Here is a 17,928-nt window from a genome sequence, read left to right as displayed (position 1 = left end):
GGTCGCACCCGCCGTGCCCGTCGCCCCCCGCCCCGCCGCCCAGCGGGCCGTCTTCGAGCGGATGGCGGAACGGGCGGTGCGCCCCGCCGGCCTCGCGCGGCGCGCGACGGCCCGGTTCCTGGACTCCCTCGTGTACGCGGGCGTCGCGGCCGGGACGGCACTGCCCCTCGTACCCGAGGTGACCGCACACCTGCAGGCGAAGGTGGACGCCGCCCGGTCCACGGGCCGGACCACCACGGTGTGGCTGTTCGACGGCACCATCGCGGGCCGGCTGGGCCTGGTACTCGGCGCCGTACTCCTCTTCGGCATCCTCTACGAGGCCCTGCCCACCGCCCGTTGGGGCCGCACCCCCGGCAAGAAGCTGCTCGGCGTGCGCGTCCTGGCCACCGCCACGCTGCGCCCGCCCCGCTTCGGCGCCGCGCTGCGCCGCTGGCTCGTGTACGCCTTCCTGGGCCTCCCCGGCGTCCTGTGGGCCCTGGCGGACCGCCCGCGGCGCCGGGCCCTGCACGACCGCGCCGCGCGGACGTACGTGGCCCGCTAGCGGCTCGCCGGCGAAACCGGCGCAGCCCCTCCGGGGGCCGTCCCGGAGCCCTCCGCCCCCGCCGCTGGGCCGCCCGCGTACGCGCGTCCCCCGAACGGGTGCGTCCCCGTTGCGGGGTGGGGCCGGCCGGGTTCGACTCGGGCCATGAGCACCGACCAGCCGCCGCCCGGCCAGCCGCCCGAGGACGACCCGTTCCTCAAGAAGCCCCAGGAGCCGACGCCCCCGTCGAGTGGTTCGCCGTACGGCTCGCCGCCCGCCGACGGGACCGGCGGATTCCCGCCGCCCCCGCCCCCCGGTGGCGGGGGATACCCGCCTCCGCCGCCTCCCTACGGTGGCGGGGGCGACCCGTACGGCGGCGGTGGCGGCGGCTACGGCATGCCCGACCCGCTCGCCGGGATGCCCCCGCTCGCCGACTTCGGCAAGCGGCTGGTCGCCCGCATCATCGACCTGCTGATCATCGCCATCCCGCTGTTCCTGATCCAGCTGGCCTTCGGCACGAAGCGCTACACGGTCGACTCGGACAACGGCGAGGACGTCTCCGAGGTCATCACCAAATCCTACAGCGGCAGCGGCCTGATCATGACCCTGGTCTCGATCGCCGCCTACGTCGGTTACGACTGGTGGTTCACCAAGAAGAACGGCCAGACCTTCGGCAAGAAGTGGATGGGCCTGCGCGTCGCGATGCTCAACGACGGCAGCGTCCCCCAGTCCGGCGCCGCCCTCGCCCGTGCCGCCGTGCTCTGGCTGCCGACGTTGATCTGCTGCTTCTGCCTGTGGCCGATCGCACTCATCGTCTCGATGCTCGTCGACAAGCCCTACAAACAGGGCCTCCACGACAAGGTCGCCAAGACCGTGGTGGTCCGGGCCGGCTAGTGCCGTAGTAGCCGGGAAGGCCTGCCGGGCCGCAGCGGCGGCCGGCAGGCGTACGTACGCGGCTCAGCGCGCGGGCGGTCTCCCCACGGGGGAGGCCGCCCGCGCCGCGCTGCGGCCACCGATCAGTGGTGCACGCGGTGTTCGGCGGCGGCCGAGGTCGCCACGGACCGCGGCACCGTGTCGGGCACGGGCGAGGCGGTCCGCGTACCGGTCGGCGCCGCGTGCCTCCCGCGCCGGCGCGGGGCCGGAACGGTGAGGGCGACGAGGAGCCCGAGGGCGAGGGCCGCGGCGGAGATGACCGCGACGCCCAGTCCCGTACTGGTCTGCGAGAGCAGCAGCATGGCGATCGTCGAGACGATGACGGTGGCGGACCCGTAGGCGAGCTGTGCGGCAGTCGGACGCGGCATGGCGATATCCGTCCTCGAAGCGGGAGGGGGAGTCGGCTCAACCTGGTCGGGCGTCAAGTGACTCTACGACGGTGGATGCCCGAGCGGAACTGCCGGTAAGCGCGACCTAACCCAGGGCTGCGGAGCACAGGGGGCGCACGGGGGTCATTCTCGAGCCGGTCTCGACGCCGGGACGTACCGTTCGTCCACTATGACCGGGGTACGTCCGGATAGCGGAACTCCATGACCGCATAGTGCAGTTGTAAGGAACAAGTCAAGGTCTGTCTTTTCTCGCGACTCTCCGGTCAAATGTCGTCACTTGAGACGCGCGCCGCACGGAACCCCCCGCTCCTATGGAGACGTTCCGCACTACGTTGCGGCCGCGGGAGGGGAACGACATCAAGTGACCAGCAACTCCGTCAGTAGACGAGCGCTGCGCGCCGCCGCAATCGGCGTGACCATGGCCGCGACGGCGGCATCCGGCGCCGCCTTCACCATCGCCCAGGCAGACCCGGGCCAGGTGAGCGCGCCCGCCGCCGACCGCCAGGACCCGACCGCTCCCTCCAAGGAGAAGGTCGAGCACAACCTGAAGGGCCCGTTCAGCGACGCACAGGCAGCGGCCAAGAAGGCCGCCCTGGAGCAGGTGCTGACCGGCAAGAAGAACGTCGAGCAGCGCGGCGCCTCCAAGGTCGTCAAGCTCGACGACAAGAAGTACGTCGAGCTCGGCCGCGAGAAGACCGACAAGATCTTCACGATCCTCGTCGACTTCGGCGACCAGGTGGACAGCACCACCATGTTCGACCCGGACGGCCCGGGCGGCCCCAAGCCGCCCGCGCCCAAGTACGGCGGCAACCCGGGGCCCGCGCACAACCAGATCACCAAGCCGGACCGTGCGACGAACAACAGCACGGCGTGGCGCGAGGACTTCAGCCGCTCGTACTTCCAGGACCTGTACTTCGGTACCGGCCAGGGCAAGAACTCGCTGAAGACCTACTACGAGAAGACCTCCTCGGGCCGTTACTCGGTCGAGGGCGAGGTCGCCGACTGGGTCAAGGTCCCGTACAACGAGGCCCGTTACGGCTCGAACTACTGCGGTCAGACCAACTGCGCCAACGTCTGGGACACGGTCAAGGACGGCGTGAGCGCCTGGACCGAGGCCCAGAAGAAGGCCGGCAAGACCGACGCCGAGATCAAGGCGCAGCTGTCCCAGTACGACCAGTGGGACCGCAACGACTTCGACGGCGACGGCAACTTCAACGAGCCCGACGGCTACATCGACCACTTCCAGATCGTCCACGCGGGCGAGGACGAGTCGGCCGGTGGCGGCGTGCAGGGCAAGAACGCCCTGTGGGCGCACCGCTGGTACGCCTACGGCACCGATGTGGGCAAGACCGGCCCGGCGAACAACAAGTCGGGCGGCACCCAGATCGGCGACACCGGCATCTGGGTCGGCGACTACACGATGCAGCCCGAGAACGGCGGCCTCGGCGTCTTCGCGCACGAGTACGGCCACGACCTCGGCCTCCCGGACCTCTACGACACCACCGGTGCCGGCGAGAACTCGGTCGGCTTCTGGTCCCTGATGTCGGCCGGCTCCTGGCTCGGCAACGGCAAGGACTCCATAGGCGACCTCCCGGGCGACATGAACGCCTGGGACAAGTTCCAGCTGGGCTGGCTGAACTACGACACGGCCAAGGCCGCGACGAAGTCCACCCACAAGCTCGGTGTGGCGGAGTACAACACCAAGGACAAGCAGGCGCTCCTCGTCGAGCTGCCGAAGAAGCAGGTCAAGACCGAGATCGTCGCTCCCGCCGAGGGCTCCTCGCAGTGGTGGAGCAACATGGGTGACGACCTCAAGAACACCCTGACCCGCTCGGTCGACCTGACCGGCAAGTCCGCCGCGGCCCTGTCCCTCAAGGGCTGGTGGGACATCGAGGCGGAGTACGACTTCCTGTACACCGAGGTGTCCACGGACGGCGGCGCCACCTGGACCGCGCTGGCCGGCACCGCCGACGGTGCGGCCATCCCGGCCGACGCCTCCGGCAGCCCGTCGCTGACCGGCGTCTCGGGTGCCTGGAAGAACCTGAACTTCCCGCTCGACGCTTACGCGGGCAAGAAGGTCGACCTCCGCTTCCGCTACCAGACGGACGGCGGCGCGGGCGGCAAGGGCTTCACGGCCGACGCCCTGACCATCACCGCGGACGGCTCCCCGCTGTTCACCGACGGCGCCGAGAACGGCGACAACGGCTGGACCGGCAAGGGCTTCTCCCGGGTCGGCAACGGCTTCACCAAGGAGTACGCGCAGTACTACCTGGCGGAGAACCGCCGCTACGTCTCGTACGACTCCACCCTCAAGGTGGGTCCGTACAACTTCGGCTTCACCAACACGAAGCCGAACTGGGTGGAGCACTACCCCTACCAGGACGGTCTCCTGATCTGGCAGTGGGACACCTCCCAGAAGGACAACAACACCAGCCAGCACCCCGGCGCCGGTCTGATCCTCCCGGTCGACGCCAACGCCAAGCCGATGAAGTGGTCGGACGGCACCCTGCTGCGGAACAAGATCCAGCCGTACGACGCCACCTTCAGCGCGTACTCCACGGATGCCTTCTCCCTGCACAAGAACGGCGAGGAGCTGTTCCTGAAGCCGAAGCCCGCGAACCTGGTCTTCGACGACCACAAGGGCAAGTACTACTACGACGAGAACCCGACCGGTTCGGTGAAGGTCACTGACACCAACACCAAGATCAAGATCGTCAAGGAGCCGTACGACGGTCTCCAGATGACGGTCGAGGTCGGTCCCGCCGTTAAGTAATTCAATAAACCCGCAGGTCAGAGCATGATCGGCCGTCGCCCCCTAGCGGGCGGCGGCCGATCGCGTTTAGATGCGTCTTGCGAGTTTCTTATTGACGGGGGAGATGAAGACATGCCCGGTGGAGGTTTCGTCAGACTGCCTGGCGGCAGCGTGGTCGTCGCGCTCACGCTGCCCAGACCGTCCGGCGACAGCGGAAACGTACGGGTGCTGGTGCACGCGGTGAACCGGGCCCGCGCCCTGACCAGGCTGCGGAACCTCGGCATGCGCGCCGTCTACCTGCGCGGAAACGCCCAGCCCCCGACCCCGGACGAGGTCACCGCCGTCCTGCACCACCCGGACGGCCTGCTGTGGCGCTGCGCGCCGGACCGGGCGGCGGAGCTGTGGCACCCGATCAGGGCGCTGCTGGGCTGAGCGCGGGGGCTCAGCCGAGCTCGAAGCCGAAGCTTCCGCCCACCCGCGTGCCGTCGTCCTCGCGGACGGTCCACCACCGTACGGCGTAGGCGCCCGCCGGGAGCCGCTCGCCGGGGGTGTGGCCGAAGCTGTACGCGCAGGGCAGGGTCCGGTTCATCCGGAACTCCAGCACGGGCGTCCCCTCGCGGGTGAGGAGGTCGGCGCCCGCCGCGAGGGGCAGGTCCCCGGCGGGGCGGGAGGGCTCGCCCTCGCCCGACCACACGAAGGTCGGCCGCCAGCCGCCTTCGGCAGCCGAGAGGCTGATCGCGCCGCGCCCCCGGAGCGAGTGCTCCGGGGGTGCGCCGCCGTCCGCCGGTCCGCTGAAGCTGAGCATCACAGATCGCCTCCCTGGGGCAGTGGTGCCGACCGGTGCCGGCTCCCCGCACGCTGCCAGGTGTCGCGATCTTCCGTACGTCTCCTTCGCACCCTTGACGGGAATCCGCCCCACCTTGTCCTGTTGGTGCGGTGTGGTGCGGTGCGGTGCGCGGCGTGGTGCGCGGTGTCAGCCGGCCACGACGGGGGTTCCGCTCAGCTCCACCCCGGCCGCGCGGAGCTCGGCCAGTGCCCGGGTCGTGGTGTGCGGGGCCACGCCGGCCGTCAGGTCCAGCAGGACGTGCGTACGGAAGCCCGCCCGGGCCGCGTCCAGGGCGGTGGCCCTGACGCAGTGGTCCGTGGCGATGCCGACCACGTCGACCTCGGTGACCTGTCGGTCCCGCAGCCATTCCGCGAGCCCGCGGCCGTTCTCGTCCGCCCCCTCGAAGCCGCTGTACGCCGCCTCGTACGCGCCCTTGTCGAAGACGGCCGCGACGGCCCCCGAGGTGACGGCGGGCGCGAAGTTCGGGTGGAAGCCCACGCCCTCGGTCCCGGCCACGCAGTGGACGGGCCAGGAGGTCTCGAAGTCCGGCTGGGCCGGCGGGTGCGCGAAGTGGGACCCCGGGTCGATGTGGTGGTCCCGGGTGGCGACGACGTGCCGGTAGCCGGCGGTGGCCTGCCCGATGAGCTCGGTGATCGCGGCGGCCACGTCGGCCCCGCCGGTGACCGCGAGGCTGCCGCCCTCGCAGAAGTCGTTCTGTACGTCGACCACGATCAGTGCGCGGTGCATCTCGAGTGCCCTTCGGTTGTCGTGTGGTGCGGCGGGGCCCTGCGGGGGCTCTTCCCCCACCCCGCCCCTTCCCGAAACTGGGGATGCGCCCCAGACCCCTGTTCGCTGGGCGCCGCCCCGCACCCCGGCCGGCCGGGGCTCCCGCTCCGCTACACGTACTCCGTCGGGATGACGGCCTCGCCGCGCGAGAGCTGCGAGGCGGAGAGGGGGAGGCCCGCGAGGGCCTCGCGGTGGCGGTCGCGGGCCGTCTCCAGGGATTCGCGGGCCACCACCTCGCCCGCCTTGACCAGCTGGACGAGGAGCTGCGTGTCGGCCAGCGCCGCCGGGACGGGTCCGGTCCCGAGGACCTCGGCCTCCGCGACCCCCTCCCCGTCGCGCCGCCGAGCCGCCCACTTGCGCCCGCCGATGGACGTCTTGCCGCCCGAGGACTTCTTCGCCACCGACACCAGCGGCGCCTTCGGATCGGCGGAGGCCGCCCGCGCGACCAGCTTGTAGACCATCGAGCACGTCGGGTGCCCGCTGCCCGTCACCAGCTGCGTGCCCACGCCGTAGGCGTCCACGGGGGCCGCCGCCAGCGAGGCGATCGCGTACTCGTCCAGGTCCGAGGTCACCACGATCCGGGTCTTCGTCGCCCCCAGCTCGTCCAGCTGCTGCCGTACCCGGTGCGCGACCAGCAGCAGGTCCCCGGAGTCGATCCGGACCGCGCCCAGACCGGTCCCGGCGATCTCCACGGCCGTACGGACCGCCTCCGCCACGTCGTAGGTGTCCACGAGCAGGGTGGTCCCGTTCCCCAGCGAGGCGACCTGGGCGGTGAACGCGCCCCGCTCGTCGTCGTGGAGCAGCGTGAAGGCGTGCGCGCTCGTGCCGACCGTCGGGATCCCGTACCGGAAGCCGGCCGCCAGGTCCGAGGTCGAGCTGAAGCCGCCCACGTACGCGGCGCGGGCCGAGGCGACGGCCGCCAGCTCGTGGGTGCGCCGGGCGCCCATCTCGATCAGCGGGCGGCCGCCGGCGGCCGAGGACATCCGGGAGGCGGCCGCGGCGATCGCCGAGTCGTGGTTGAGGATCGACAGGATCACGGTCTCCAGCAGCACGCACTCGGCGAAGCTGCCCTCGACGCGCAGGACCGGGGAGCCGGGGAAGTAGACCTCGCCCTCCGGGTATCCCCAGATGTCGCCCGAGAAGCGGTACGAGGCCAGCCAGTCGAGCGTGCGGGCGTCGACGACGGCCCGCTCGCGCAGGAACTCCAGTACGGCGCCGTCGAAGCGGAAGTTCTCCACCGCGTCGAGCACCCGGCCGGTTCCCGCGACCACGCCGTAGCGCCGCCCTTCGGGCAGCCGCCGGGTGAAGACCTCGAAGACGGAGCGCCGGTCGGCGGTGCCGCTGGCCAGTGCGGCCTGCAGCATCGTGAGCTCGTAATGGTCCGTGAAGAGCGCTGTCGACGGCACGTCCACCGGCAGGCCCAGGTCCGCAGGGTTCATGCCTCGGATGCTAGCGCGCATCTCGTCACATTGACGAGATGTAGGGCCCCGTTTGTGCGACGGACCCTCCGCAGTGGCAGCATGGGACAAGTGAGTGTTGCTCCTATTGAGATCGAACGCACCGAATCGGCCGAAGAGACCTTCGTGGTCCCCGAACCCGACGTCCCGTGGGTGACCCTGGTGCACAACGACCCGGTCAACCTCATGAGCTACGTGACGTACGTGTTCCAGGCGTACTTCGGCTATTCCAAGGACAAGGCCAACAAGCTGATGCTCGACGTCCACAACAAGGGCCGGGCGGTCGTCTCCAGCGGCAGCCGCGAAGAGATGGAACGCGACGTGCAGGCCCTGCACGGCTACGGCCTCTGGGCGACCATGTCCCAGGACCGCAACTGATGGGCGGCGTCTTCGAGGCCCTGAAGGGCGGCGGCGCCGTCATCGCCCTGGACGAGATCGAGATCTCGATCCTGCGTTCCCTTGCCGTGCAACTGCTGGAACTCATCGGCCCCGGCGAGCCCGAACCCGAACCGGACGCCGACCCGCTCGCCGCCCTCTTCGCGGCCTCCGACGGCCCCACCGAGCCCCCCTCCGACCCGGCCCTGGCCCGGCTCTTCCCCGACGCCTACGGCGGTCCGGGGGCCGGACCCGGCGCCGACGAGGAGGAGCTGCGGGCCCACTCGGCGGAATTCCGCCGCTTCACGGAGAACGACCTGCGCACCCGCAAGCGGGAGGACGCGCTGGCCGTCGTGCGCAGCCTGGACGGGCTCACCCCGGGCGACGACGGGGCGGCCGTCCTGGAGGTGACCGGCGAGCTGCCGCTGCGCTGGCTCGGCGCCCTCAACGACCTGCGGCTCACCATCGCGGCCCGGCTCGACATCACCGAGGACGACGAGAGCGCCGCGCTGTTCCGGCTCCCGGACGACGATCCTCGCAAGCCGATGGTCATGGCGTACCTGTGGCTCGGCGGCCTCCAGGAGACCCTCATCGAAACCCTCTGAGCTTCCTCAACGAGGAAACCAGTTCGCTCAGCGGACGCTCAAATCCGGATAACGATCAGATCACCGCGATGTGGCGATCTGGTCGATTTCCGGGGCCGATGTCCCGATTTTTTTGCGCCCTGCGTCACATTTCCTTCCCTCCCGCACCCGTAAGCACGTGATAAATCTTCACGACCGCCGACGGGGCGCCACCCATGCCCCCCGGCCTGCTTGAACCGGCTGACCGCCGGCGTGCAACTCCATCCGTATCCGGGGGGATCGAGGACCCGATCCGCAGCCAGTGAAGGCGCGGGTCGGCGTGGAGAAAGGCGCACCAAGACATGACCTCCGTACAGGTCGACGAGCAGCAGCACGACACGGCCGAGGGCGGCGAGGGATACCACCGCGCACTCGGAGCCCGCCAGATCCAGATGATCGCGATCGGCGGAGCCATCGGCACCGGCCTCTTCCTGGGCGCCGGCAAGGCCATCTCCAAGGCCGGACCGAGCCTGATCCTGGCCTACGCCATCGCCGGCCTGGTCATCTTCTTCATCATGCGGGCCCTGGGCGAGCTGCTCATGTACCGCCCCGTCGCCGGCTCCTTCTCGGACTACGCCCGAGAGTTCCTCGGCCCCTTCTGGGGTTACGTGACCGGCTGGACGTACTGGCTCTTCTGGGTCGTCACCGGCATCACCGAGGTCACCGCCGCAGCGCAGTACATGTCGTACTGGACCCACGACGGCTTCCCTCAGTGGGCCTACGCACTGATCTTCACCGTCGTCCTCTACGCGGCCAACCTGATCTCCGTGAAGCTCTTCGGCGAGCTCGAGTTCTGGTTCTCCATGGTCAAGGTCACCGCCATCGTCGGCATGATCCTCATCTGCGCCGGCATCCTCACCATCGGCTTCTCCGACGCCGCCGACACGGCGACCGTCAGCAACCTGTGGAACGACGGCGGCTTCTTCCCCAAGGGCATCGGCGGCACGCTGATGACCCTGCAGATCGTCATGTTCGCCTTCCTCGCGGTCGAGCTGGTCGGCGTCACCGCCGGCGAGTCCAAGGACCCGGCGAAGACCCTGCCCAAGGCCATCAACACCGTGCCGTGGCGCATCGCCGTCTTCTACGTCGGCGCGCTCATCATGATCCTGTCGGTCGTCCCGTGGCACGAGTTCCAGCCCGGCGTCAGCCCCTTCGTCGCCGCCTTCGAGAAGATGGGCCTCGGCGTCGGCGCCGCGATCGTCAACTTCGTGGTCCTCACCGCCGCCCTGTCCTCCTGCAACTCGGGCATGTACTCCACCGGCCGCATGCTGCGCGACCTCGCGCTCAACGGCCAGGGCCCGAAGTTCTTCACCAAGCTCACCAAGAGCGGCACCCCGCTGATCGGCACCAGCTTCTCCGCCGCCCTCATGCTGGTCGGCGTCTGGATCAACTACGTCGCCCCCGGCAAGGCCTTCGACTACGTCGTCTCCTTCGCCACCATCTCCGGCATGTGGGCCTGGATCATGATCCTGGTCTGCCAGATCCGCTACCGGGCCGCCTCCGACCGGGGTGACGTCCCCAAGTCGCCGTTCCGCGCGCCCGGAGCCCCGTACACCAGCTACTTCGCGCTGGCCTTCATCGGCATGGTCATCGTGATGATGGGCGTCGACAAGGACGCCCGCGTCTCGCTCTACTGCGCCCCGCTGTGGGGTCTGCTGCTGGGCGTCTCGTACCTGGTGATGAAGTCCCGCGACCCGCGCGGCGCGGCCTTCGGCAAGGCCTCGTAGGGCCCCTCCAGCCGTGCGTCCCGGCCGCCTGTCATGGTCGGGAACCGCTCTGCCGCAGGCCTCGTGTCCAGCATTCGGGCCCTCCCGTACCACTCCTCGGTACGGGAGGGCCCGTCTGCATATCCTGTCGCTCATGCTGACCCTCACCCAGGCCCTGTACGACCAGATCGTCGCGCACGCGCGTCAGGACCACCCCGACGAGGCGTGCGGAGTGGTGGCCGGCCCGGCGGGCACGGACCGCCCGGAGCGGTTCGTCCCGATGCTGAACGCGGCCCGGTCGCCCACGTTCTACGAATTCGACTCGAAGGACCTGCTGAAGCTCTACCGCGAGCTCGACGACCGGGACGAGGATCCCGTCATCGTCTACCACTCGCACACCGCGACCCAGGCCTACCCCTCGCGCACGGACGTCACGTACGCGAACGAGCCGGGCGCGCACTACGTGCTGGTCTCCACGGCGGACGCGGACGGCCTCGGAGAGTTCCAGTTCCGCTCCTACCGGATCGTCGACGGCGTGATCACGGAGGAAGAAGTACGGGTCGTCGAGGCCTACTGACGGGCTACTGCCCAGTATGTGAGCGGTATCCGTCCACGATGCGGGATCACACTCCAAACCAGGGACTGGGAATCGTTAACATGACCGCATGGTTCCCCACGACGTGAGCATCGAGACGCCCGGCAGGCTGCTGCTCGTGGCGCGGCTGCACGTCGACCTGTGCCGCCTCGCCAGCGCCATCTGTACTGCCGCCTGAGCCCCGGCAAGCCCCCGCGCGGGGCCCGGCAGCTCAACCGCGCGTCCGCACCGCCCGCCTTCTCCGCTCGTCTGACGTCTCCGACTTCTCTGACTTTCCTGACTGGAGCCTGCCATGGCCATCGAGGTCCGCATCCCCACCATCCTCCGCACCTACACCGGCGGCGAGAAGGCCGTCACGGGTGAGGGCGCGACCCTGTCCGAGCTCTTCTCGGACCTGGAGACCCGCCACAAGGGCATCCAGGAGCGCATCATCGACGAGGCCAAGGGCGGCGAGCTGCGCCGCTTCGTCAACGTCTACCTCAACGACGAGGACGTCCGCTTCCTCGCCGGCATCTCCACCGAGCTCAAGGACGGCGACAACGTCACCATCCTCCCGGCCGTGGCCGGCGGATCGAAGTAATGCGCTACGACTCCCCCCTGGCCGCGGTCGGCAACACGCCGCTCGTACGGCTGCCCCGGCTCTCGCCCTCCGACGACGTGCGGATCTGGGCGAAGCTGGAGGACCGCAACCCGACCGGCTCGATCAAGGACCGCCCGGCGCTCCACATGGTCGAGCAGGCCGAGAAGGACGGCCGGCTGACCGCCGGCTGCACGATCCTGGAGCCCACCTCCGGCAACACCGGCATCTCGCTGGCGATGGCGGCCAAGCTCAAGGGCTACCGGATCGTGTGCGTGATGCCGGAGAACACCTCCCAGGAGCGGCGCGACCTGCTGGCCATGTGGGGAGCCGAGATCATCCCGTCGCCGGCGGCGGGCGGCTCGAACACGGCCGTCCGCGTCGCGAAGGAACTCGCGGCGGAGCACCCGGACTGGGTGATGCTCTACCAGTACGGCAACCCGGACAACGCGGGCGCGCACTACGCGACGACCGGCCCGGAGATCCTGCGCGACCTCCCGTCGATCACCCACTTCGTGGCGGGCCTCGGCACGACGGGCACCCTGATGGGCGTCGGCCGGTACCTGCGCGAGCACGTCCCGGGCGTCAAGATCGTTGCCGCGGAACCGCGCTACGACGACCTCGTCTACGGTCTGCGCAACCTCGACGAGGGCTTCGTCCCCGAGCTGTACGACCCGTCGGTCCTGACCACCCGCTTCTCGGTGGGCTCGGCGGACGCGGTCACCCGCACGCGCGAGCTGCTGCAACAGGAGGGCATCTTCGCGGGCGTCTCCACGGGCGCCGCCCTGCACGCGGCGATCGGCGTGGGCCGCAAGGCGGCCGCGGCGGGCGAGAAGGCCGACATCGCCTTCGTCGTGGCCGACGGCGGCTGGAAGTACCTCTCGACGGGCGTCTACACGGCGGCGACTACGGAAGAAGCGATCGAGGCCCTCCAGGGCCAACTCTGGGCGTAGCCCACAGCGGGGCTCCCCGGGTGGGCTCCCTGGTGGGGCTCCCTGGCGGGGCTGGATTTGCCCGGAGGGCGATTCCAGCCCCGCCGGCCGCGCGGCGGCGCAGCCGGCGGGCACCCGCAGGCGGGTCAGGCGGGTCAGACGGGTCAGGTCAACAGCGCGGCCAGCACACCGGCGTGGCTCGCCCCCGGATCTTTGACCGCGGTCAGGAGGGTGACCGGCCCGGCCGAGGCAACCTCCCGCAGACGGGCGATCTCCGCCACCGCCTCCGCCGCCTCCAGCTCCACCGCGTACCGCTCCCGGAACTCCTCCACGGACCCACCCCCGTGGAACCACTTCCGCAGCTCCGACGACGGGGCGAGCGCCTTCGCCCATTCGTCGACCTCCGCCGCTTCCTTCGACAGCCCCCGCGGCCACAGCCGGTCCACGAGCACCCTGACGCCGTCGGCCCCCGGCTCCGCGGGATCGTAGACCCGCTTCAGCCGGACGACCCGAGTCCCTTCACCTCGTCCCACACCGCCGGATCCACCGTGCCCAGCCGCCGCGCCCGCGCGAACTCCCATACCGACACCTCCGTCACCCGGTCCGCCTCCAGGAACGCCCCCCGCGCCCCCACCACCCCCGGCGGCAGCGGGATCACCCCGGCGTGCCGGTCGTCGTACTTCCCGGTGATCCGCGCGATCCGCGCCCAGTGGCCCCGTACGCCCAGCACCAGGCAGGGCCGCCCGCCCGCCAGCGACCACAGCTCACCGGCCCGCGGACGCGGCAGCGGACCCGGCCCGTGCGCGGGCTCCGCGGCGTGCCGCGCCCGCCGGGGGATCAGCACCAGCAGGATCACGACCACCACCGCGGCGACCGCGGGCCACCAGGACGTGTCCATACTCCGACCGTAGTCGCGCACCGGGCCCCCGGCACGGCGGCGGCACGGCGGCGGCCCGGCGGCATCCCGGTAGCACGCGACCCGTGCCGGGACGCCCGCGGGCGGCACCGGCACGCCGCCCCCACGGCAACCCCGATACGCCCCGTCGCTCCCCCGGGTGACAGCACAGGTGATTCCCCCCACAACGGCCCGCCGCGGAGGAGCGACCGGACGTTTCGCGCCTTACGCTCGACCCACGCACGGCCCGCATTCCGTCCACGGACCGTCCACGGAGGTTCACGCTCCATGAAGCTCACCGTCGTCGGCTGTTCGGGTTCGTTCCCGTCCGCGGAATCGGCCTGTTCGAGCTACCTCGTCGAGGCCGACGGCTTCCGGCTGCTCCTCGACATGGGCAACGGTGCCCTGGGCGATCTCCAGCGGCACATCGGGCTCTACGATCTCGACGCGATCTTCCTGAGCCACCTGCACGCCGACCACTGCATCGACATGTGCGCCTACTTCGTCGCCCGCTACTACCGGCACGAGGGCGGCCGCTGCGGCACCATCCCCGTCTACGGCCCCGAGGGCACCGAGAAGCGGCTGTCCACCGCCTACGAGGACGTCCCCGACGAACGCTCCATGAGCGAGGTCTTCGACTTCCGGACCCTGAAGGCGGGCACCTTCGAGATCGGCCCGTTCCGGGTCCGCACCGAGCGGGTCTGCCATCCGGTCGAGTCCTACGGGATCCGCGTCGAGCACGGCGGCCGCTCGCTCACGTACTCCGGCGACACCGGGGCCTGCGCCGAGCTGGGGCTGCTCGCCGAGGAGAGCGACCTCTTCCTCTGCGAGGCCTCCTTCACGCACGGCAAGGAGAACATCCCGGACCTCCACCTCAACGGCCGCGAGGCCGGCGAGTACGCGCGCGGCGGCCGGGTCGGCCGGCTCGTGCTGACGCACATCCCGCCGTGGACGGACGCCCAGCAGAACCTGGACGACGCCCGCTCGGTCTACGACGGCCCGGTGGACCTGGCGTACGCCGGCGCGGTCTACGAGGTCTGAGCCCCGCGTCCCCGCCCGGCCCACCGGCACACGCGAAAGCCCCCGCCCTCCCTTCCGGGAGGGCGGGGGCTTTCGCGTACGGCCGGAGCCGTCCGTGTCCTTACTTGGCCTCGGCCTTGAGCAGCTCGGCGAGCTCCTCGTCGGACTCGCGGCCCGGGGTGGGGAGGTTCCACTTGATGATGGCGAAGCGGAAGACGAAGTAGTAGACGACCGCGAAGCAGAGGCCGATGCCGGCCAGGCCCCACGGGTTGTTCGCGATGCCCAGGTTGAGGAGGAAGTCGACCGCGCCGGCGGAGAAGCCGAAGCCGTCACGCATGCCCAGGGCCCAGGTCAGCGCCAGGGAGACACCGGTCAGGACCGCGTGGATCGCGTAGAGGACCGGGGCGATGAACATGAAGGTGAACTCGATGGGCTCGGTCACACCGGTCACGAACGCGGTGGCGGCCAGGGAGAACATCATGCCGCCGACGACCTTGCGGCGCTCGGGGCGGGCGCAGTGGACGATCGCGAGACAGGCCGCCGGGAGGGCGAACATCATGATCGGGAAGAAGCCGGTCATGAACTGTCCGGCGTTCGGGTCGCCGGCGAGGAAGCGGGCGATGTCACCGTGGACGGCACCGGTGGGGGTGTCGAAGGAGCCGGCCTGGAACCACGGGAAGGAGTTCAGCAGGTGGTGCATGCCGATCGGGATCAGCGCACGGTTGGCGACACCGAAGATGCCCGCGCCGACGGAACCGGAACCGACCAGCCACTCACCGAAGTTGTGCAGACCCGCACCGAGGACCGGCCAGATGAGACCGAAGACGATGCCCGTGACAAGACCCGCGAAGGCGGAGAGGATCGGGACGAGGCGGCGGCCGCCGAAGAAGCCCGCCCAGGCCGGCAGCTTGGTCCGGTAGAACTTCTGGTAGAGCAGTGCGGCTATGACACCCATCACGACACCGCCGAGGACACCGGCGTCGACGGTCGCGTCGACGAGGGCGACCTTGTGGTCGACGACCTTCTCGACCTGGGGCAGGTTGCTGTCCGTGAAGGTGGCGAGCACCTTCTGGAAGACCAGGTATCCGGTGACCCCCGCGAGGGCGGTCGAGCCGTCCGACTTCTTCGCGAAGCCGATCGCGATGCCGACGGCGAACAGCAGCGCCATGTTGCCGAGGATCGCGCCACCACCGGCGGCCATGTAGCCGGCGATCTTGAGGACGAACGTCGGGAAGACGTCCTTGTCGCCGAGCATGTCGCCCGCGCCCAGGCGCAGCAGGAGTGCGCCCGCCGGCAGCACCGCAACGGGGAGCATGAGGCTCCGGCCGATGCGCTGCATGACGGCCATCACGCCAGCGCCCTTCTTCTTTTCCGCAGCGGTGACTGTGGACATGGTCTTCCTCCAGTGGACAAGGCGCTGCCGGGGGCATGGAAAAATGGGGGTTCGGCGGCGTCCCGGAACGGGGGACCTCGGGGCCGAAAAGCCCGCGTGGTCTACACCACTCAGTGGTGTAGACCAGTTTTAGCACGTGAGGTTCCGGTAAGGAACCCGTCATTTCCGTGGGGGAGGACACATGGGGGCATGCACGACAAAGGCCTTCGGACCCTGAGGGTCCGAAGGCCTTTGTCACGCGAACGGTCCCGGCGACCGCGCCCCCGGCGGGCCCGAGGTCACGCCTTGGTGTTCTCCGCCTGCATCACCGCGATCTCCTCGTCCGACTCCCGGCCGGGCGTCTTGATGTCCCACTTGGTGATCGCGAAGCGGAAGACGGCGTAGTAGACGAGCGCGAAACCGAGCCCGATCACGATGATCAACCACGGCTTCGTCGCCAGGCTCCAGTTGATGAGGTAGTCGATCAGCCCCGCCGAGAAGCTGAAGCCGTCCTTCGCCCCGAGCGCCCACGTCACCGCCATCGACACACCCGTCAGCACCGCGTGGACCGCGTACAGCGCCGGCGCCAGGAAGAGGAACGAGTACTCCAACGGCTCGGTGATCCCCGTGACGAAGGAGGTCAGGGCCACCGACAGCATCAGCCCGCCCACCTCCTTGCGCCGCGCGGGCTTCGCGCAGTGCGTGATCGCCAGCGCCGCCGCCGGCAGGGCGAACATCATGATGGGGAAGAAGCCGGAGAGGAACTGCCCCGCGTTCGGGTCGCCCGCCAGGAACATCGGGATGTCGCCGTGCACGGTCTGGCCGTCCGGCTTGGTGTAGCTGCCGAACTGGAACCACACCGGCACGTTCAGGAACTGGTGCAGGCCGATCACCAGCAGCGCGCGGTTCGCCAGGCCGAAGATGCCGGCGCCCCAGGCGCCGAGGCCCACCAGCCAGTCGGAGAAGCTCTCCAGCGCGTCGCCGATCGGCGGCCAGATCCACAGGCAGAGCGCGGCGAAGGCGATCGCGACGAAGGACATGATGATGGGCACGAGCCGCCGGCCGTTGAAGAAGCCGAGCCAGTCGACCAGCTTCACCCGGTGGTAGCGCTGCCAGAACCAGGCGGCCAGCAGGCCCATGACGATGCCGCCGAACACCCCCGGGTTCTGGTACGCGTACCCGGCGAAGGCGTCCCCCTCCGCCAGGCAGCCGCCCCCGATGTCCTTGGTCCCCGGGGGACAGTCCTTGGGGAAGGCGTGCAGCACGCCCCGGTAGACCAGGAAGCCCGCGACCGCGGCCAGCGCCGTCGAGCCGTCCGCCTTCTTCGCCATGCCGATGGCGACGCCGATGCAGAAGAGCAGGGGCAGGCCGAGGTCGGCGTCGAGCAGGGCGCCGCCCGCGCCCTTCATGACGCTGGCGACGTTCACCCAGTTCAGGCGGTCCTTGCCGAGGACGTCGTCCTGGCCGAGCCGGTTGAGGATGCCCGCCGCCGGCAGTACCGCAATGGGCAGTTGAAGGCTCCGCCCCATCTTCTGCAGCCCCTGGAACAGGCCGTTCCACCACTTCTGCTGGGGCACTGCTGCGGCGCTGCTCGCGCTCATCGGCGTCCTCCCTGACCGGCCCGTTTTTGGCAGTTGACACACGTGCGGCACACTGGTGTAGACCAGTTGCGGGCAGGCTGCCGCTGTTGGTCATCATTCGGCAGATACCGGGCACGCGCTCGCGTAGATAGGCCAACCGTGAGTTACCGTGACAAAGCGGACGATGCGGGTTACGGCCGCCGAGACTCGTTCTTCGTAGAACTCAGGGAGAAACACATGGCCACCAAGGCTGAGAAGATCGTCGCCGGGCTCGGCGGTATCGAGAACATCGAAGAAGTCGAAGGCTGCATCACCCGCCTGCGCACCGAAGTCATCGACCCCAGCAAGGTCGACGAGGCCGCGCTCAAGGCCGCCGGCGCCCACGGCGTCGTCAAGATGGGCACCGCGATCCAGGTCGTCATCGGCACCGACGCCGACCCGATCGCCGCCGACATCGAAGACATGATGTGAGCTGAGCCCACCCGCTCGCCCGCACAGCCCTCCCCACGACAAGACCCCGCCCGGACGCACCCGGACGGGGTCTTTTCGCGCTCCCGACGGGACCCGCCCGTCCGCCTTCCCGACGGGCC

At 70.1% G+C, this 17,928-nt stretch carries 21 protein-coding genes; 13 read left to right on the top strand and 8 right to left on the bottom strand.

The window, feature by feature from the left end:
* Together J7E97_RS17940 and J7E97_RS17935 are read left to right on the top strand one after the other, a co-directional pair.
* Positions 1-541, top strand: a 541-nt coding sequence (locus tag J7E97_RS17940; protein WP_215028245.1) for an RDD family protein, incomplete at its 5' end; no start/stop codon positions are given.
* Between the two features lie 144 nt (positions 542-685).
* The gene (locus J7E97_RS17935; RefSeq protein ID WP_215028243.1) at positions 686-1,414 is read left to right on the top strand and encodes an RDD family protein; all 729 of its coding nucleotides are present in this window, start codon (positions 686-688) and stop codon (positions 1,412-1,414) included.
* A gap of 122 nt (positions 1,415-1,536) precedes the next feature.
* On the opposite strand, the gene J7E97_RS17930 is transcribed toward J7E97_RS17935, so the two are convergent.
* Positions 1,537-1,821 (bottom strand): hypothetical protein, encoded by a 285-nt coding sequence (locus J7E97_RS17930; protein WP_215028254.1) that lies wholly within the window; start codon positions 1,819-1,821, stop codon positions 1,537-1,539.
* A gap of 439 nt (positions 1,822-2,260) precedes the next feature.
* On the opposite strand from J7E97_RS17930, the gene J7E97_RS17925 reads away from it, so the two are divergent.
* Entirely contained in the window at positions 2,261-4,615 is a 2,355-nt protein-coding gene (locus tag J7E97_RS17925; RefSeq protein ID WP_215028252.1) for an immune inhibitor A domain-containing protein, read from the top strand.
* A gap of 111 nt (positions 4,616-4,726) precedes the next feature.
* Complete coding sequence (locus J7E97_RS17920; protein WP_215028241.1) at positions 4,727-5,026, top strand: hypothetical protein; 300 nt, start codon at positions 4,727-4,729, stop codon at positions 5,024-5,026.
* Between the two features lie 10 nt (positions 5,027-5,036).
* On the opposite strand, the gene J7E97_RS17915 is transcribed toward J7E97_RS17920, so the two are convergent.
* From J7E97_RS17915 to J7E97_RS17905, 3 genes are all read right to left on the bottom strand, one after another.
* Positions 5,037-5,399, bottom strand: a complete 363-nt coding sequence (locus J7E97_RS17915) for a hypothetical protein (protein WP_215028240.1) — start codon at positions 5,397-5,399, stop codon at positions 5,037-5,039.
* A 168-nt stretch (positions 5,400-5,567) separates the two neighbouring features.
* Positions 5,568-6,167 carry a nicotinamidase gene (locus J7E97_RS17910; protein WP_215028238.1) on the bottom strand — a complete coding sequence of 200 codons (600 nt, stop codon included), beginning with the start codon at positions 6,165-6,167 and terminating at the stop codon, positions 5,568-5,570.
* Positions 6,168-6,316: 149 nt separating this feature from the next.
* Entirely contained in the window at positions 6,317-7,645 is a 1,329-nt protein-coding gene (locus J7E97_RS17905) for a nicotinate phosphoribosyltransferase (protein ID WP_215028236.1), read from the bottom strand.
* 81 nt (positions 7,646-7,726) lie between these two features.
* Here J7E97_RS17905 and clpS point away from each other — a divergent pair, with 81 nt between their 5' ends.
* From clpS to J7E97_RS17875, 7 genes are all read left to right on the top strand, one after another.
* The gene (gene clpS, locus J7E97_RS17900) at positions 7,727-8,041 is read left to right on the top strand and encodes an ATP-dependent Clp protease adapter ClpS (protein ID WP_215028234.1); all 315 of its coding nucleotides are present in this window, start codon (positions 7,727-7,729) and stop codon (positions 8,039-8,041) included.
* Positions 8,041-8,643, top strand: coding sequence for a DUF2017 domain-containing protein (locus tag J7E97_RS17895; protein ID WP_215028232.1), 603 nt, complete (start codon positions 8,041-8,043; stop codon positions 8,641-8,643). Before clpS ends, J7E97_RS17895 begins: the two co-directional genes overlap by 1 nt.
* Positions 8,644-8,963: 320 nt before the next feature.
* Positions 8,964-10,388, top strand: a complete 1,425-nt coding sequence (locus J7E97_RS17890; protein WP_215028230.1) for an amino acid permease — start codon at positions 8,964-8,966, stop codon at positions 10,386-10,388.
* Positions 10,389-10,521: 133 nt separating this feature from the next.
* A complete protein-coding gene (locus J7E97_RS17885; RefSeq protein ID WP_215028228.1) occupies positions 10,522-10,944 on the top strand; it encodes a Mov34/MPN/PAD-1 family protein in 423 nt (140 codons plus the stop codon).
* Between the two features lie 88 nt (positions 10,945-11,032).
* On the top strand, positions 11,033-11,140 hold the full coding sequence (locus J7E97_RS37030) for a putative leader peptide (protein ID WP_374224177.1): 108 nt from the start codon (positions 11,033-11,035) through the stop codon (positions 11,138-11,140).
* Between the two features lie 114 nt (positions 11,141-11,254).
* The gene (locus J7E97_RS17880) at positions 11,255-11,542 is read left to right on the top strand and encodes a MoaD family protein (RefSeq protein WP_215028225.1); all 288 of its coding nucleotides are present in this window, start codon (positions 11,255-11,257) and stop codon (positions 11,540-11,542) included.
* Positions 11,542-12,492: a PLP-dependent cysteine synthase family protein gene (locus J7E97_RS17875; RefSeq protein ID WP_215028223.1), complete on the top strand. Its 951-nt coding sequence runs from the start codon at positions 11,542-11,544 to the stop codon at positions 12,490-12,492. Before J7E97_RS17880 ends, J7E97_RS17875 begins: the two co-directional genes overlap by 1 nt.
* Positions 12,493-12,635: 143 nt before the next feature.
* On the opposite strand, the gene J7E97_RS17870 is transcribed toward J7E97_RS17875, so the two are convergent.
* Positions 12,636-13,004 (bottom strand): DUF488 family protein, encoded by a 369-nt coding sequence (locus J7E97_RS17870; protein ID WP_308346563.1) that lies wholly within the window; start codon positions 13,002-13,004, stop codon positions 12,636-12,638.
* Complete coding sequence (locus tag J7E97_RS17865; RefSeq protein WP_215028219.1) at positions 12,968-13,369, bottom strand: hypothetical protein; 402 nt, start codon at positions 13,367-13,369, stop codon at positions 12,968-12,970. Before J7E97_RS17865 ends, J7E97_RS17870 begins: the two co-directional genes overlap by 37 nt.
* Before the next feature lie 285 nt (positions 13,370-13,654).
* On the opposite strand from J7E97_RS17865, the gene J7E97_RS17860 reads away from it, so the two are divergent.
* The gene (locus tag J7E97_RS17860; RefSeq protein ID WP_215028217.1) at positions 13,655-14,407 is read left to right on the top strand and encodes an MBL fold metallo-hydrolase; all 753 of its coding nucleotides are present in this window, start codon (positions 13,655-13,657) and stop codon (positions 14,405-14,407) included.
* Between the two features lie 100 nt (positions 14,408-14,507).
* Here J7E97_RS17860 and J7E97_RS17855 read toward each other — a convergent pair whose 3' ends face one another.
* Positions 14,508-15,779 carry a PTS transporter subunit EIIC gene (locus J7E97_RS17855; protein WP_215028215.1) on the bottom strand — a complete coding sequence of 424 codons (1,272 nt, stop codon included), beginning with the start codon at positions 15,777-15,779 and terminating at the stop codon, positions 14,508-14,510.
* A 278-nt stretch (positions 15,780-16,057) separates the two neighbouring features.
* A complete protein-coding gene (locus J7E97_RS17850) occupies positions 16,058-17,359 on the bottom strand; it encodes a PTS transporter subunit EIIC (RefSeq protein ID WP_215028213.1) in 1,302 nt (433 codons plus the stop codon).
* Positions 17,360-17,401: 42 nt separating this feature from the next.
* Here J7E97_RS17850 and J7E97_RS36645 point away from each other — a divergent pair, with 42 nt between their 5' ends.
* Positions 17,402-17,809, top strand: a complete 408-nt coding sequence (locus J7E97_RS36645; protein WP_308346562.1) for a PTS glucose/sucrose transporter subunit IIB — start codon at positions 17,402-17,404, stop codon at positions 17,807-17,809.
* Positions 17,810-17,928 lie beyond the last annotated feature (119 nt).

This window comes from Streptomyces sp. ISL-66, from assembly GCF_018614135.1.
GTDB lineage: Bacteria > Actinomycetota > Actinomycetes > Streptomycetales > Streptomycetaceae > Streptomyces.
This window is presented reverse-complemented; position numbering and strand designations above follow the sequence as displayed.

Bases quoted from the DNA above. Each gene is read 5' to 3' on its own strand.
- J7E97_RS17935 (WP_215028243.1), top strand. From the start codon at position 686: ATGAGCACCGACCAGCCGCCGCCCGGCCAGCCGCCCGAGGACGACCCG.
- J7E97_RS17930 (WP_215028254.1), bottom strand. From the start codon at position 1,821: ATGCCGCGTCCGACTGCCGCACAGCTCGCCTACGGGTCCGCCACCGTC.
- J7E97_RS17925 (WP_215028252.1), top strand. From the start codon at position 2,261: ATGGCCGCGACGGCGGCATCCGGCGCCGCCTTCACCATCGCCCAGGCA.
- J7E97_RS17920 (WP_215028241.1), top strand. From the start codon at position 4,727: ATGCCCGGTGGAGGTTTCGTCAGACTGCCTGGCGGCAGCGTGGTCGTC.
- J7E97_RS17915 (WP_215028240.1), bottom strand. From the start codon at position 5,399: ATGCTCAGCTTCAGCGGACCGGCGGACGGCGGCGCACCCCCGGAGCAC.
- J7E97_RS17910 (WP_215028238.1), bottom strand. From the start codon at position 6,167: ATGCACCGCGCACTGATCGTGGTCGACGTACAGAACGACTTCTGCGAG.
- J7E97_RS17905 (WP_215028236.1), bottom strand. From the start codon at position 7,645: ATGAACCCTGCGGACCTGGGCCTGCCGGTGGACGTGCCGTCGACAGCG.
- clpS (WP_215028234.1), top strand. From the start codon at position 7,727: ATGGGACAAGTGAGTGTTGCTCCTATTGAGATCGAACGCACCGAATCG.
- J7E97_RS17895 (WP_215028232.1), top strand. From the start codon at position 8,041: ATGGGCGGCGTCTTCGAGGCCCTGAAGGGCGGCGGCGCCGTCATCGCC.
- J7E97_RS17890 (WP_215028230.1), top strand. From the start codon at position 8,964: ATGACCTCCGTACAGGTCGACGAGCAGCAGCACGACACGGCCGAGGGC.
- J7E97_RS17885 (WP_215028228.1), top strand. From the start codon at position 10,522: ATGCTGACCCTCACCCAGGCCCTGTACGACCAGATCGTCGCGCACGCG.
- J7E97_RS37030 (WP_374224177.1), top strand. From the start codon at position 11,033: ATGGTTCCCCACGACGTGAGCATCGAGACGCCCGGCAGGCTGCTGCTC.
- J7E97_RS17880 (WP_215028225.1), top strand. From the start codon at position 11,255: ATGGCCATCGAGGTCCGCATCCCCACCATCCTCCGCACCTACACCGGC.
- J7E97_RS17875 (WP_215028223.1), top strand. From the start codon at position 11,542: ATGCGCTACGACTCCCCCCTGGCCGCGGTCGGCAACACGCCGCTCGTA.
- J7E97_RS17865 (WP_215028219.1), bottom strand. From the start codon at position 13,369: ATGGACACGTCCTGGTGGCCCGCGGTCGCCGCGGTGGTGGTCGTGATC.
- J7E97_RS17860 (WP_215028217.1), top strand. From the start codon at position 13,655: ATGAAGCTCACCGTCGTCGGCTGTTCGGGTTCGTTCCCGTCCGCGGAA.
- J7E97_RS17855 (WP_215028215.1), bottom strand. From the start codon at position 15,779: ATGTCCACAGTCACCGCTGCGGAAAAGAAGAAGGGCGCTGGCGTGATG.
- J7E97_RS17850 (WP_215028213.1), bottom strand. From the start codon at position 17,359: ATGAGCGCGAGCAGCGCCGCAGCAGTGCCCCAGCAGAAGTGGTGGAAC.